This window comes from Janthinobacterium sp. C22 (assembly GCF_057919405.1).
Map to the genome: position 1 here is coordinate 3,580,227 of NZ_CP193659.1, position 14,096 is coordinate 3,594,322.

At 65.3% G+C, this 14,096-nt stretch carries 17 protein-coding genes; 8 read left to right on the plus strand and 9 right to left on the minus strand.

Features of this window, described 5'->3' with window-relative positions; all coding sequences use genetic code 11:
• Positions 1 to 5 precede the first annotated feature (5 nt).
• From ACRHIG_RS16715 to ACRHIG_RS16745, 7 genes are all read right to left on the minus strand, one after another.
• Positions 6 to 857, minus strand: coding sequence for an aldo/keto reductase (locus ACRHIG_RS16715; RefSeq protein ID WP_489627157.1), 852 nt, complete (start codon positions 855 to 857; stop codon positions 6 to 8).
• 111 nt (positions 858 to 968) lie between these two features.
• A complete protein-coding gene (locus tag ACRHIG_RS16720) occupies positions 969 to 2,087 on the minus strand; it encodes a HupE/UreJ family protein (RefSeq protein ID WP_489627158.1) in 1,119 nt (372 codons plus the stop codon).
• Positions 2,084 to 3,295, minus strand: coding sequence for a hypothetical protein (locus ACRHIG_RS16725; RefSeq protein WP_489627159.1), 1,212 nt, complete (start codon positions 3,293 to 3,295; stop codon positions 2,084 to 2,086). Before ACRHIG_RS16725 ends, ACRHIG_RS16720 begins: the two co-directional genes overlap by 4 nt.
• 67 nt (positions 3,296 to 3,362) lie before the next feature.
• Entirely contained in the window at positions 3,363 to 3,494 is a 132-nt protein-coding gene (locus ACRHIG_RS16730; protein WP_489627160.1) for a hypothetical protein, read from the minus strand.
• Between the two features lie 129 nt (positions 3,495 to 3,623).
• Complete coding sequence (locus tag ACRHIG_RS16735) at positions 3,624 to 5,132, minus strand: DUF4331 domain-containing protein (protein WP_489627161.1); 1,509 nt, start codon at positions 5,130 to 5,132, stop codon at positions 3,624 to 3,626.
• A gap of 131 nt (positions 5,133 to 5,263) precedes the next feature.
• Complete coding sequence (locus ACRHIG_RS16740) at positions 5,264 to 5,911, minus strand: NrsF family protein (RefSeq protein ID WP_489627162.1); 648 nt, start codon at positions 5,909 to 5,911, stop codon at positions 5,264 to 5,266.
• On the minus strand, positions 5,908 to 6,498 hold the full coding sequence (locus ACRHIG_RS16745; RefSeq protein ID WP_475415010.1) for a sigma-70 family RNA polymerase sigma factor: 591 nt from the start codon (positions 6,496 to 6,498) through the stop codon (positions 5,908 to 5,910). Before ACRHIG_RS16745 ends, ACRHIG_RS16740 begins: the two co-directional genes overlap by 4 nt.
• A gap of 130 nt (positions 6,499 to 6,628) precedes the next feature.
• On the opposite strand from ACRHIG_RS16745, the gene ACRHIG_RS16750 reads away from it, so the two are divergent.
• The 7 genes from ACRHIG_RS16750 to ACRHIG_RS16780 all read left to right on the plus strand — a co-directional run bounded on the left by ACRHIG_RS16750 (position 6,629) and on the right by ACRHIG_RS16780 (position 11,748).
• Positions 6,629 to 7,435: a DUF1223 domain-containing protein gene (locus ACRHIG_RS16750; protein ID WP_489627163.1), complete on the plus strand. Its 807-nt coding sequence runs from the start codon at positions 6,629 to 6,631 to the stop codon at positions 7,433 to 7,435.
• Positions 7,435 to 8,031, plus strand: coding sequence for a cytochrome b/b6 domain-containing protein (locus ACRHIG_RS16755; RefSeq protein WP_489627164.1), 597 nt, complete (start codon positions 7,435 to 7,437; stop codon positions 8,029 to 8,031). Before ACRHIG_RS16750 ends, ACRHIG_RS16755 begins: the two co-directional genes overlap by 1 nt.
• A gap of 4 nt (positions 8,032 to 8,035) precedes the next feature.
• The gene (locus tag ACRHIG_RS16760; protein ID WP_489627165.1) at positions 8,036 to 8,812 is read left to right on the plus strand and encodes a molybdopterin-dependent oxidoreductase; all 777 of its coding nucleotides are present in this window, start codon (positions 8,036 to 8,038) and stop codon (positions 8,810 to 8,812) included.
• A 196-nt stretch (positions 8,813 to 9,008) separates the two neighbouring features.
• A complete protein-coding gene (locus ACRHIG_RS16765) occupies positions 9,009 to 9,311 on the plus strand; it encodes a pentapeptide MXKDX repeat protein (RefSeq protein WP_489627166.1) in 303 nt (100 codons plus the stop codon).
• A gap of 134 nt (positions 9,312 to 9,445) precedes the next feature.
• Entirely contained in the window at positions 9,446 to 10,666 is a 1,221-nt protein-coding gene (locus ACRHIG_RS16770) for an MFS transporter (RefSeq protein WP_489627167.1), read from the plus strand.
• A 13-nt stretch (positions 10,667 to 10,679) separates the two neighbouring features.
• A complete protein-coding gene (locus ACRHIG_RS16775) occupies positions 10,680 to 11,069 on the plus strand; it encodes a DUF5071 domain-containing protein (RefSeq protein ID WP_489627168.1) in 390 nt (129 codons plus the stop codon).
• A 37-nt stretch (positions 11,070 to 11,106) separates the two neighbouring features.
• A complete protein-coding gene (locus ACRHIG_RS16780) occupies positions 11,107 to 11,748 on the plus strand; it encodes a CatA-like O-acetyltransferase (RefSeq protein WP_489627169.1) in 642 nt (213 codons plus the stop codon).
• Here ACRHIG_RS16780 and ACRHIG_RS16785 read toward each other — a convergent pair.
• Positions 11,745 to 12,503: an AraC family transcriptional regulator gene (locus tag ACRHIG_RS16785; protein WP_489627170.1), complete on the minus strand. Its 759-nt coding sequence runs from the start codon at positions 12,501 to 12,503 to the stop codon at positions 11,745 to 11,747. The two genes, ACRHIG_RS16780 and ACRHIG_RS16785, sit on opposite strands and share 4 nt — an antisense overlap.
• A gap of 86 nt (positions 12,504 to 12,589) precedes the next feature.
• On the opposite strand from ACRHIG_RS16785, the gene ACRHIG_RS16790 reads away from it, so the two are divergent.
• A complete protein-coding gene (locus tag ACRHIG_RS16790; RefSeq protein WP_489627171.1) occupies positions 12,590 to 13,354 on the plus strand; it encodes an alpha/beta fold hydrolase in 765 nt (254 codons plus the stop codon).
• A 2-nt stretch (positions 13,355 to 13,356) separates the two neighbouring features.
• Here ACRHIG_RS16790 and ACRHIG_RS16795 read toward each other — a convergent pair whose 3' ends face one another.
• Complete coding sequence (locus ACRHIG_RS16795) at positions 13,357 to 13,998, minus strand: LysE family translocator (RefSeq protein WP_070218425.1); 642 nt, start codon at positions 13,996 to 13,998, stop codon at positions 13,357 to 13,359.
• Between the last annotated feature and the right edge of the window lie 98 nt (positions 13,999 to 14,096).

The following is a 14,096-nucleotide window of genomic DNA, read 5'->3' on the forward strand; positions in this document are numbered from 1 at the left end:
TTCCCTTAAATATCAAGCTTGCGTTCGGCCATCCATTGGACGATGGCGGGATCGCGGTGCGAAAAGAAGCTGCTGTTGCCCGTTTCCAGGGTGGCGATGGCGGCCATGTCGGCTTCGTCCAGGTCAAAGTCGTCAATCGCCAGGTTTTCCGCCATGCGCTCGCGGCGCACGGTTTTGGCCAGCACGGCCACGCCCCGCTGCGTCAGCCAGCGCAGGACGATTTGGCCCACGGACTTGCCGTGTTTGCCGGCGATGCCCAGCAGCAACTCGTTGTTGAACAGCTTGTTGCGGCCTTCGGCGAACGGCGCCCACGCTTGCGGCTGCACACCGTGCTCGAGCATGAAGGCCACGCTGTCGGCCTGCTGGTGGAAAGGGTTCACTTCGATCTGGTTGACGGCGGGCGCGATGTCGTTGAAGGCGATGATGTCCATCAGGCGGTCGGGCTGGAAATTGCTCACGCCGATGGCGCGCAGCTTGCCGCTGCGATACGCATCCTGCATGGCGCGCCAGGAGCCGTGCACGTCGCCGAACGGCTGGTGGATGAGGAACAGGTCCAGATAGTCGAGTTGCAGGCGCCGCAGCGACTGCTCGATGGCGTCGCGCGTGCGCTCGTAGCCCGTGTCCTGCACCCACAGCTTGCTGGTGACGAACAGCTGCTCGCGCGCCACGCCGCTGTGGCGGATGCCCTGGCCGACGGCCGCCTCGTTCAGATAGGACGCGGCCGTGTCGATCAGGCGGTAGCCGGCGCCAATGGCGTCGATCACGGCGCGTTCGCATTCGGCCGGGTCGGGTATCTGGAAGACGCCGTAGCCGGCGACGGGCATGCTGATGCCGTTGTTCAGGGTGACGCGGTCCATGGCAAAGCTCCTTCGGTTATTGACAGGAACTACTCTAAGGCACCATCCACCCGTTGATAAGCCATTGTAATCGGCATGATCTTATAAGCCGTGCTAATGAATCGGATGCGATCACGCGCTGATCAGCTTGATATCGGCCACCCGCTCCACCAGCCACACGCACGCCACCAGGGCAATCGCCAGCGAACCGACGGTCAGCACTTGCCGGTACAGCCAGGTCTTGCGCAGCAGCCAGGCGAGGGGCAAGAAGGCGGCGACGATGGCCAGCTGGCCCAGTTCCACGCCCACGTTGAAGCCCAGCAAGCTGGCCAGCAGCGAGCCTTGCGGCAAGCCCAGGTCGCGCAGCACGCTGGCAAAACCGAAACCGTGGATCAGGCCAAAGGCAAAGGCGGCCACGGGGCGCTTGCCGCGGAACAGGGGCAGCAGGTTGTTCAGCGCGGCCAAAATGACGGAAGCGGCGATGGCCGACTCCACCCAGCGCGAAGGCAGCGAGACGAGCGACAGGCTGGCCAGGCTCAATGTGATGGAATGGGCCAGCGTGAAGGCCGTGACCACTTTCAGCACGTCATAGAAGGCCGCCTTCAGCCCCTGCTGCTGTTCGCGCAAGCCCGGCAGCAGCACGGCCGGCAGCAGCAGCGACAGCAAAAACAAAATATGGTCGTAGCCGATCCAGATATGCCAGATGCCGTGCTTGACGTACGCGCCGAACTGCGCCAGGCGGTCGGGCGCGGCCAGGGAGATAGTCTGGCGCGGGCTGTCCGGATCGAAGATGGCCGTTTGCGTGGCGCCGCCGCTGTCGATCTTGAGCAGCCCCTTGTGCTGCGGATCGAGGTCGGCGAACAGCGTATAGCCAATGGTCAGATTGGCCGGCGCAGCGCCCGGGCAGTCGGCGCGAAAGCGCAGCACGTTGTAGGCGCCGTCCGTGTGGTTGTCGACCAGCTGTTCAACGGCTTGCAAGGGGCAGGCGCCCTGGTCGCTGGCCAGCTGCAGGCGCTGCAGCACGTAGGCGGCAATGGCCGCGTGGCGGGCGCGGATTTCGTCCCAGGTCAGGGCGCCGTCGCCATTGCCGTCGAGGCCGATGGCGAAATCGAGGTCGCGCAGGGCGATATCCCATTGCCCTTCGACCTGCTGGCCGTGCACGGCCAGGCTCAGATAGCTGTCGCTGGGCTTGTGCGCTTGCGCGGGAGCCAGCCAGGCGCACAGGAACAGGATGAACAGGCAGCGTTTCACAGCACACCTGCTTTCTTGATAAAACTGATTTTTTGTCCATCCTGCGGCCCCAGCTGCCTGGCAAGCCGCTGCAGGGCCACGTCTTCCACGCCGTTGGCCGCGATCCAGGCCAGCACCGGTTGCGCGGCGCCGTAGTTGCGCGCGGCCAGGGCCGCTTCGAGCAGGATGCGCATGTCGGGCACTTCCTTCTGGATGGCCCAGTTTTTCTGCGCCAGTTGCAGCGCGGACGGCACATCCTGTTGCAAGAACAGGGCGAAACGGGCTTGCTCGCGCTGGTGCACGGTGTCGCCCCGCTGCATGGCGGCGGTGAAGCGGGCCGCCAGCTCCGCCTTCGCCGCCAGGAAGGCCGCTTGCTGGCCGGGCAACGCCTGCAGCGCCAGCGCGTAACGCAGCAGCAGGGCGTCGATGCGCTGCTGGTCCTTGAGTAACTTGACGACTTCCTGCGGGCGCTGCCGGTCGAGCAGGAAATCCGCGTAGGCACCCAGCAGATAGCTGTCGCGCGGCTGCCGCGCCAGCGCGGTCTTGTAGCGGGCTTCGGCCAGCGTGATTTCGCCGCGCCGCGTGGCCATTTCCGCCAGCAGGGTGGCGGCCCAGTTTTCCAGCTCGGGCGCCGCGCCGGCGCTCCTTTGCAAGGTCAGGTCCAGCAGGCGCTCGCTGGCGGCGGCGCGGCCCGTGACGCTGGCGATATTGGCAAGGCAGGTGACGGTGACCAGCTGCGTGGAAAGCGCCGACAGGCGCGCGCAGCTGGCCGTCGCCTGCGCGTAATCGCCCTGCACGGTGAGGACGGTGGCGCGCGTCAGCCAGGCCTGGCCGTTGTGCGGCTGCTGCGCGATGACGGCGTCGAGGTCTTGCAGGGCGAGACCGAACTTGTGGGTGCTTTGCAATATGGTGGCGCGCAGCAGGCGCACGGGCAGGGGCGGCGCCGCTTGCCGCCACCAGGGCGCCAAGGCCGCTTGCGCGTAGCCGAGGTAGCGCGGGTCCGTTTCGCTGCGCGCCAGGGCGATGTAGCGCTGCGCCAGGCTTGCCGCCAAGGTCAGGTCTTGCGGCGTAGCATTCAATTGCTGTCGCAGGCCGCGCAGCTCGCTCTGCGTGGTGTCGGCGCGGCGCGGCAGCTGTTCGATGACGGCGCCGCCATCTTTCGGCGTGTAGGGCGCGGCCCAGGCCAGCAGGGGCAGGCAGGCGCACAGCAGGGAAATCGGTGTTTTCATCATGGATGCCATCAACAGTCATTGATGCGGGCGCCGGAGAGCGGACTCCCCGGCGCCAGCAAGGGCCTTACAACGGCACCGGTTCCGTGTCTTCCGGCGACGTCGCCATGATGGCGTCGATGGCGATGTCTTCCTTGTCATCGCCGGTGTTCGCGATAACGTTGCTGACGGCCGTATAGAAGGCGTCGAGCATGGTCACGGGGGCGGCGTGGTGCCGCCGTTGCCGTTATCTGCGCCGTGGCTGCTGCCGCCGCCACCGCAGCCTGCCAGCAGGGCCGTGAGCGCCAGGGCGCTGAGTGCATGGAGCTTTTTCATCGCGTTCTCCTTGTTACATCTGCGGCGAACCGGCGATGGGGTTTTTCAGGTAGGGAAAGCCTGCCGTGAAGTAGGTTTCATCGAGGAAGGCGCCGTCCGTGAAGTGCAGGCCACCGGCCGGCGCGTCGGCCGGAGCGCAGCCGATGTTCAAGGTGCACAGCTTGCCCATGGCCACGCGCAGCACCACGTCGACCACGTCGTCGCCGGGACGCCGGCCGTTCGGGAAGCCGGCGTTATCGCCGCCGATCACGCCCAGGCGGTTTTGCGCACCGACGTTGGTGGGCGCGATCGACGTATTCAGGCGCAGCATTTCCGATGCCGTCACGGTGACGGGCTGGTTCACGCCCTTGATGCCCGTCAAGAAGGTGGCCACCAGGTCGTTGCGGGGGAAGTTGGTGGGCGCCTTGGCGCCTGCCGAGCCGAACAGCACTTCCACCAGGGCGGGCACGGTGGGATTTTTCACGTAGTCGGCAAATTGCGCATCGCCCGACGGCTTGCTGGCGTTGAAGCGGTCCTTGTCCTTCAGGCCGATCACCACTTCATTTACCAGCGGCATGCCCAGCCGCGACACCTGCACCCAGGCGCCGCCTTCCTTCGACGCCGGAATGGCGCCCGGTGCCGGGTTCAGCAAACGTCCCTGGCGCAGGCTGGCCGTGGTCCAGCCGCCGATGACAGGGTCGCTACCGGCCGTCAGGCAGGCGGTCGGCACTTCCATTTCGAGGGCCGTGACGTTCTTGCGCGCCAGGTCGTCCCTGGCGGCCGACTCCGCATTCGCGGCAAACTCCGTGGCGGGCGCCTTGATGTTAATCAAGTCAAACGTTTCGCCCAGGTTCACCACGAACGGGTCCTTGCGCTGGCCGACGAACATGCGCGCCGGCGTGGCGCAGCCGGGGATGTTGACCGTGTAGACGTGCTGCGCGGCATACGCGGCATAGTTGGGGATGGACTTGTTGCCGATATTGTCGACGGGCTTGTCGAACACGCTGCCGCCGCCGCTGGCATTGGTGACGCTGCTGCGCGTGCCGCTGCGGCGGTCGCCCCGCACCACCGTCACGCTGTAGGTTTCGCGCACGTTCAGGCCCGGCGGGTTGACGGAATCGATGGCGCCGCCGTTGATGACGAGCGGAATCGAGACTTTCTTGCCGCCGACGGTGAACTGGTCATCCTTGATGGTGTTGGTGAAGCGGAACTGGAAGGTGAGGTCTTCCTTGCCGTCGCCATTGTTGTCGATATGGATTTCGTACAAGGCGTTCGGGTCCATGGCGAAATAATTCGGGCCGCCATAGGCGTCCTGCAAGGGAAGGTAGTCGGCCACCAGGGTGGTGTAGGCGCCGCGTCCCGCCTCATAGCTGCGGAACATATAGAAGTCGGTGCCGTCGACCTTGGGGCTTTGCGTGATGAACGGCGCTTCGCGGTGGCTGGAAGCGTAGGCGGCTGGCGCGATGGCCAAAGTGAAGGAAACGGCGAGAAGGTTGCCCAGGAGTGCGGCGCCCAGTGCGGTTTTCGAGTGTGACAATGACATTTCGATTCTCCCGATTTTTGTTAGCGTTGACAGACAAGTCCAAGAAACTGCAGGCTGCCTGACTTATACGAACGGCTACAAAAAACGGATTCAACTCTTTGTCAAAGTCTGCAACTGACCTTGGCGGCCCCTTACCAGGCCAGCACTTTGGGACCGAGGGCCGCGCCGATGGCGGTCGGCACCAGCATGCCCAGTACGTACCAGAAACCGACGAAGCTGGCCGCCAGCTCGGGGCAGTGCAGGCAATACACGAGGGCCGCCACGGCACCGGCGGCAAAACCGGCGGCGGCGCCGGCCAGGCGCAGGCGCGTGGGCGCCAGCTGGCGCATCAGGCGCAGCACGGCGGCAAGGATGGGCAGCGACAGCATGGCGATCAGCAGGGGGCAGCTGCGCCAGGTGGCGCCCCAGAACAGCTCGGCGCGCTGTTCGGGCGGCGCTTCCTGCACGATGACGGCGCCCAGCGTCCACATCAGCAGCACGGGCATGGCGAGCAGCAGGGGCAGGGTGCTGGTGGCGGCGCCCGGCACGCACAGGCGGCGGCTGACGTGCCAGGCCGCCAGGCACAGGCACACGACGAAGCCCACCTTGATCCAGAAGTCGGGCAGCAGGGCCAGCTGTTCCAGGTTGGGCCGCACGCCCAGCAGCATGGCCATCAAGGCCACGCTGGCCAGCAGGCCGGCGCCCAAGGTGCCTGCCGCGCGCCAGTGCGTGCCGGGTGGCGCCGCGGCGGCCACGTCGGGGCCGCTGGCCAGCATGGCGATCAAGTCTTCGGTTTTCATGGTGCGTTTCCTTCTATCCTTAAATGGGCCGCCAGGGCCTTCAAGCCGCGATGCACGGCCACCTTGACGCTGGCTTCCGAAATGGCCATGGCGGCCGCCGTGTCGCGCACGGACCAGCCGTCGAGCTTGGTATGCACGATGGCGTCGCGCTGCTGCGCCGGCAAGGTGGCCAGCAGCTTGCCCAGGTCGCGGCTGGCCTCGGCCGCCTCGGCATCGGCGCTGGAAAACAGTTCCTGCGCGCTATCTTCTTCGTCATACGGCAAATGCTGCGCCTCGCGCCGCCCATGCCGGCGCAGCCAGTCGATCATCTTGTAGCGCGCGATCGCATGGATCCACGATGTCAGCGGCACGCCCGTGTCATACGTCAAGCGCTGGTTGTGGATGGCTAATAAACATTCCTGCACCAGGTCTTCCACCTCGTCCGGCCAACGCTGCAGGCGGCGCCGGAAAAACGCGCGCAAATGAGCGCTGCTTGCCTGCAAAAAACTGCGATACGCCGCCGCATCGCCATCGAGGCCGCGCAGCATCAAGCCGTGCAGCCGCAATTCCGTGCCGTGCAACTGCTCGCTTATTGGTATTCGTTGCATGCAAGCCTTTGGTGACAGGCGTTGAAAAAAATAAATCTTAAATTATTTGAGGGCGGCTGTAACCAATCCGCATGGCGCGGCGAATTGACAGGCAAGCACGTTTCTTCATTCACTATAACGGGTAGTCATCATGCATATCAAGCACCGCCTTGCCGCCAGCCTCGTTCCGCTCTGTCTGTGGGCCGCGACGGCACCCGCGTACGCGCAACTGGCGTCCGGCCAGCGCTGCGAAGTCAAAAGCGGTGCGCGGACGGCGGCGCTGGTGGAACTGTACAGCAGCGAAGGCTGTTCCAGCTGCCCGCCCGCCGACCGGCGCCTGAACGCCTTGCGCCAGGAAGCGGGGGCGGACAGCCTGGTCGTGCCGCTGGCCTTGCACGTCACCTACTGGGACCAGATCGGCTGGACGGACCCGCTGGCGCAGGCGCAATTCGATGCGCGCCAGGCCGAGCTGCTGCGCCACCAGCCGCGCCACGTGGCCTATACGCCGCAGTTCTTCGTCGGCGGCACGGAATTGCGCGGCTGGGATACGCAGTTGCCGGCCGCCATCCGCCGCATCAACGCGACCGCCGCGCCCGTCGCTATCCGCCTGTCCGCCGTGCCGGCGCCGGGTGGGACGCTGCTGCTGGAAGCCGATGCCAGCGCGCCGGACGCGCGGACGGACGGCCAGCTGTATGTGGCCGTCAGCGAAAGCGGCATCGTCTCGACCGTGCTGCGCGGCGAAAACCGGGGCGCCACCTTGCGCCATGATGCGGCCGTGCGCCTGTGGCTGGGGCCGGTTGCGCTGGCGCAAGGCCGCGCCCGGCTGCGCCGCGAAGTCAGCCTGCCGGCCAGCTGGCGCCCGGAAAACCTGCAAATCGTCGCCTTCGTGCAGCGGGCCGACAGCAGCGCCATCCTGCAAGCCGTCAGCACGGCATCCTGCGCGAAAGGGGTGATGTGATGAACGGACAAGCGAACGTGATCCACCCCGTTTGGCTGCGCGTGACGCACTGGCTCAATGCCGTGGCCGTGGTCGTGCTGGCCACCAGCGGCTGGCGCATCTACAACGCGGCGCCATTCTTCCCCTTCGAACTGCCGCGCGCGCTGACCCTGGGCGGCTGGCTGGGCGGCGCCCTGCAATGGCATTTCGCCGCCATGTGGCTGCTGGTGGCAAATGGCCTGTTGTATCTGGTCATCAATATCGTCTCGGGACGGCTGCGGCGCCAGTTCTTTCCCCTCTCGCCGCGCCTGCTGCTGGCCGATTTCACCGCCGCGCTGAAGGGTAAGCTGGCCCATGCGGACCCGCGCCGCTACAACATGGTGCAGCGTGCCGCCTACCTGTTCGTCATGTTTGATTGCATCGTGCTGGTGCTGTCCGGCCTGGTGCTGTGGAAATCCGTGCAGTTTCCCCTGCTGCGCGAGCTGCTGGGCGGCTACGAGAGCGCGCGCAGGGTCCACTTCATCGCGATGGCGCTGCTGACGGGTTTTGTCGGCGTGCACCTGCTGATGGTGGCGCTGGTGCCGCGCACCCTGGTCGCCATGCTGCGCGGCCGCTAAGGAGATGAGCATGAAAAAATCCATCCTCGTGCAAGCACAGGGCCAGGCCATGCTGACCGACGCCTTGCGCCAGATCAAACAGCCGTCGCGCCGCCTGTTCCTGCAGCGCAGCCTGACCCTGGGCGGCCTGTTCTTGCTGACGGGCTGCAACGCCAGCGACCCGTCCAGCATCGAGACGGCCTTGATGGCCGTGTCGCGCATGAACGACCGGGTGCAGGGCTGGCTGTTCGACCCGAATAAACTGGCGCCCACGTATCCGGACTCCATGATCACGCGGCCGTTTCCCTTCAACGCCTATTACGGCGAGGATGAGGTGGAACAGGTCGACGGCGACGCCTGGCGCCTGGAATTGAGCGGCTTGATCGCCGACAAGAAGCCGTGGACCCTGCCGCAGCTGCGCGCCCTGCCGCAGGAAACGCAGGTCACGCGTCATATCTGCGTGGAAGGCTGGAGCGCCATCGGCAAGTGGGGCGGCGTGCCGTTTTCCCATTTCCTCAAGCGGGTCGGCGCCGACACGACGGCCAGATACATCGGCTTCCAGTGCGCCGACGATTATTTCACGAGCATCGACATGGCCACGGCCCTGCATCCGCAAACCATCCTGGCCCTCACGTATGACGGCCAGGAATTGCCGCCGAAATACGGCTATCCGATGAAGCTGCGCATGCCGACCAAGCTGGGCTACAAGAACCCGAAGCACATCCAGGCCATTTTCGTCACGAATACCTACCCGGGAGGGTATTGGGAAAACCAGGGATACAACTGGTTCGGCGGTTCCTAGGAAGGCCGGGGAGCCGGCCAGGGCGGCGTTGCATTGCTTTGCCTTGTCGTACTAGTCGTACTGCCTGCGGCAATGCGCCTGGCCCTGACCACCTCCCGGCCTTCCTTATGTTCAGCAGCAAGCAGCACCCTGTAGCACAGCAATAGTTTTACCACCGGGCAATCTCGCCCATCCAACACTGAGACAAGGACTTATCATGAAAACCACCATTACTGCCATCCTCGCTTCCGCCATCCTCATGTCGGGCGCCGCGTTTGCCCAGGACGCCATGCAGAAAGACGCGATGGCCAAGCCTGCCTCGGCCGACGCCATGCACAAGGATGCGATGGACAAGGACGGCATGCACAAGCCGATGGCCAAGAAACACATGAAAAAGGATCACATGGCCAAGGACGGCATGGCAAAAGATGCCATGGCGAAAGACGGCATGAAAAAGGATGAAATGAAAAAGGATGAAATGAAAAAGGATGGCATGGCCAAGGATGCGATGGCCAAGTAGTGCAGGGGCCTGGCGCCGTCAACGCGATGGCGCCAGGCCGCGCGCGTCTTCCAGCGTTCACCCATGCTGCCGCCCGATGCGAAGTTGCTAATTGGTGTAAGCTGGACGCCTCCTGATTTCCCGCATGCACAGTCATGACCGAACCGTCCGTTGCCACGCTGTCCCCCGAAGCACATCCTTCCGATAAATCGATCCGCCGCCGCTCGCTGTTCGCCGCCTGCAGCGCGCATGCCGTGCATGACGGCTTGACGGACGTGATCTATGTGCTGCTGCCCATCTGGCAGGCGCAGTTTGCCATCAGCTACGCCATGGTGGGCCTGTTGCGCGGATCGTACTCGGGCATGATGGCCGGTTTCCAGCTGCTGGCCAGCCGGCTGGCCAGCAGCTGGGGACGCGAGCGCATGCTGGTGGGCGGCACGGCGCTGGCCGGCGTCGCCTACCTGATCGCGGGGCAGGCGGGCGGCCTGGCCGTGCTGCTGATCGCCTTGCTGCTGGGCGGCCTGGGCGCCAGCACCCAGCATCCGCTGGCCTCGTCCATCGTCACCGACACGCACGAGGCGGGCGGCGGCGTGAAGGAGGCGCTGTCGCACTACAATTTTGCGGGCGATATCGGCAAGACCCTGATTCCCGCGCTGGTGGGCTTGCTGTTGCTGGTGTGCAGCTGGCAAGCGAGCGTCTCGCTGCTGGGCTTGCTGGGTCTGGCGGCGGCCGGCTTGCTGTGGTGGCTGCTGCCGAAACCGGAAGACATCCAGGCCAGCCAGAAGAAAGCGGTCAAACCCATCACTGGCAGCGGCGCCAAAGGCAGCTTTCGCGCGCTGCTGGCCACGGGCACCCTGGACAGCGCCGTGCGCATGGGTTTTCTCACCTTCCTGCCGTTCTTGTTGAAAAGCAAGGGGGCGGGCACGGCCGGCATCGGCGTGGCCTTATCTCTGCTGTTCGTGGGCGGCGCCTTCGGCAAGCTGCTGTGCGGCTACCTGGGCGCGCGCATCGGCATGATGAAGACCGTGTGGCTGACGGAATCGATGACCTCGCTGCTGATCGTCGCGGCCCTGTGGCTGCCGCTGGCCGGCATCATGGCCATGCTGCCGTTGCTGGGGCTGGCGCTGAACGGCACCTCGTCCGTGCTGTACGGCGCGGTGCCGGAACTGGCCGAGTCCGGCAAGCGCGAGCACGCGTTTGCCCTGTTCTACACGGGCAGCATCGGCGGCGGCGCGCTGTCGCCCGTGCTGTTCGGCGCGCTGGGCGACCATACCAGCGTACCCACGGCCTTGCTGGCGCTGGCGGCCGTATTGCTGCTGACCTTGCCGCTGGCGTGGAAGGTGCAGCGGGGCCTGGCGCATGGCAGCGCCGCATGACAGGATGCCTCGCATGAGTCTGCCATTGCCGCGCGATAAACACGATACGGGCAATGCGCAAGCCCTGAGCGCCTTGCCATGGGAGGAAATCCGTCCCGCCATGCCGCAGATCCTCGAGTGGGTGCAGGACGCGAACTGGCCCGTGGCCGCCATCCTCCTGCCTTTTCTGGCCGGCATTGGCCCACGCCTGGCTCCGTATCTCAAAACGGTGCTGGCCAGTGACGATGAACAGTGGAAATATGTTGTTTTGCTGGGCATCGTGCGCCATTCCCCCGGGCTGGCAGCGGCCCTGGACGGGGAATTGCAGCGTTTCGCCCTGGCGCCTACGACTGCCGAGCTGGAGGAAGGCGTGGCGGAGGCGGCCCGGGAAATTTTGGCGCGCAGCGCTGCCGGTGCGGCGTGACTTGCCCGCCAGCACTTCCATCGTCTACACTCGCCGCATGAAAAATTTTGCAAAGCGGCGCGACCGCTACGACTTGTTCCGGGCGTTTGACAATCCCCTCGTCAACATCAACTTCCAGCTCGACGTGCCGGATTTCCGGCCCTGGTGCAAGGAGCGGAACGTTCCCGTGTTTCACTTTTTCCTGTTTTGCCTGCTCAATACGGTCAAGGACATCGACAACTTCATGTACCGCATCTGCCAGGGCGAAGTGATCAGGATCGACGACTTTCCCGCTTCCTACACCGTCATCAACGGCGACGAGAACCTCAATTACACGCGTTTTGCCATGACCGACCAGCTCGACCTATTCATCGAACGCAGCCTGGAAGCGAAGCGCATCGCCGAAGCGAGCTGCGCGCTGATCAACACGGGCGAGGGAGAGAGCGAACGCGAGCAGCGCAACAATATCTTCATCACCTGCCTGCCATGGCTGGAGCTGGCGGCCATCGAGCACCCGATCTGCCGCCACCGCGACGCCGACATCCCGACCTTTACCTGGGGCAAATTCGGCCCCGCGCAGCAGGATGGCCGCATGCGGATACCGTTTTCCGCGCAGGCCCACCATGGCTTTGTCGATGGCTACCATGTGCAGAAACTGGCGCAGGCGCTGGCGCAGCGCATCGCCGCCATCATTTCCTAGGCTAGATAGTCGCTGGGCGCCTGGCCTAGCACGCGGCGGAAGGCGGCCGTAAAAGCGCTGGGACTGGCATAACCGAGATCGAGCGCCACGCGGGTGACGGCTTGCCCCTCGGCCAGCCGCGTGATGGCGGCCAGCAGGCACGCTTGCTGGCGCCACTGGGCAAAGGCCAGCCCCGTCTGGGCGCGGAACTGCCGCGTGAACGTGCGCCGGCTCATGCCCGCCTGCATCGCCATCGCGTCCAGGCCGCTGTCCAGACGCGGTTGCCGCAGCATGTCCATGCACAGCCGCGCCAGCCTGGCGTCCAGCGGCAGGGGCGCGCTCAGGGGCAGGGGACTGGCAGCGGCGATCTCGTCGAGCAGCAAGGCCATCAACCGCCCGGCGCGCGATGCCTGCACATACAAGGCATCGACGGTCACGGCCTCGGCCAGCAGCTGGCGCAGCAGCGGCGTGGCATCGAGCACCTGGCAATCGGGCGGCAAATCCATGCCGGCGATGGCGTGCGGATCGATAAACACATTGTGCATGGTCACGGCGCCGTGCATGCGCATGCCGTGGACGAGCCCGGCCGGTACCCAGCAAGCCCGTTGCGGCGGCACCAGCCAGTTGCCCTGCGGCGTGTGCACGCTGATGACGCCGCGTGCCGCATAGGCGAATTGCCCACGTGCATGGCTGTGGCTGGGAAATATCTCGCCGGAGGCATGGTCGCGCGCGGTGGCGATCAGTGTTCGCGGCACTTCCGTATAAAAATTATCCATGGCCCGTACTCTACAGTATTTGACCTGCCATCGAAGGCGGGCCGCTTGCCGGCCGCTTACCATCACACTCTTTTTCAGGAGTGAACATGCACAATACCTATCATCGCGTGGGCCATGGCCCCCACGCCGTCATCGTCCTGCACGGCTGGTTCGGCGACGCGCACGCGTTTGCGCCGATGGAAGCGGCCCTCGATGGCGGCGCTTTCAGCTATGTCTTCATGGACAATCGCGGCTATGGCGGCATGCGCGGCGCGGCGGGAACATATTCGATGGAAGAGGTCGCCCGGGACGCCCTGGCGCTGGCCGATGCGCTGGGCTTTGCCACGTTCAGCGTGGTTGGTCACTCCATGGGCGGCATGGCGCTGGAACGGCTGGCCTTGCTGGCGCCCTTGCGTTTGCGCAAGCTGGTGGCCGTGGCGCCCGTGCCCAGCTGTGGCGTGGCGCTGCAGGGGACGGCGCGCGCGCTGTTTCTCGACGCCAGCGGCAATGTGCAGGCGCGGCGCGCCATCATCGACCGCAGCACGGGCGGGCGCTTGTCGGCCGCCTGGCTGGACTGGAAGGCGCGGTATTCGTGGGGAAGTTCGGATCAGGCCGCGTTCGCCGCCTATTTTCTCGCGTGGAGCGAAACGGATTTCAGCGGCGAAGTGCAAGGATCGGCGCCGAACCTGCCCTTGCTGGCGCTGGTGGGGGAACACGACCCCCGTTTTGATGCGGACTTGATGCGCCGCACGTATCTGGCGTGGTACCCGCAAGCCCGGCTGGAGGTGCTGGGCAATGCGGGACACTATCCGATGAATGAAACGCCGCTGGCCCTGGCGGCCAGCATCGAGGCGTTTCTATCGGCGCAGTGACCTTATGCGGCCTTGCTGCGCAGGCGCAGCAGGCTCAGGCCCAGCAGCACGAAGGCGCCGCCCGTGATGCGGTTGAACAACTTGGCGCGGCCCGGCGTGGCCAGCTGGGTTTTCAGCAGGCGCGCCAGGTTGGCGTAGAACAGGTGGGCCAGCATGGCGCAGGCGACAAACGAGGTCGTCAGCACGGTGAACTGGATGGCCACCGGCTCGCCCGGCGTGATGAATTGCGGAAACAGGGCCGAGAAGAACAGGATGGCTTTCGGATTGGTCAGCGCGACCGTCAAGCCCTGGCGGAAGAGTTTCCAGAACGAATTGGGATTCGCCGCGCCTTGCACCACGGGCGCATCGGCCACGACGCTGGTCTTGCTGCGCCATTGCTTGATGCCCAGGAACACCAGATACAGGGCACCGGCCAGTTTCAGCAGCATGAAGGCCGTGGCCGAGGTGGCCAGCACGACGCCCATGCCGGCCATGGCCACGCCGGAAATGATGAACAAGCCGAAACCGTTGCCCATGCTGCTGATCATCGCGCGGCGCGGGCCGACGGCGATGGCATTCGAGATGGCCAGCAAGACGGCCGGGCCGGGAGAAAACGTGACGAGCAGGGCGACGCTGCAGAAAAGCAGCCAGTTCGAGAGGTGCATGGGTGTTCCTGGGTGGGGCCGGAGCCGGATTGAGAGTCAAAACACGCTTATTGTACGAAGTTTTCGACTCCCGCGCCGGCGGCCCCGCCTGAATCAGG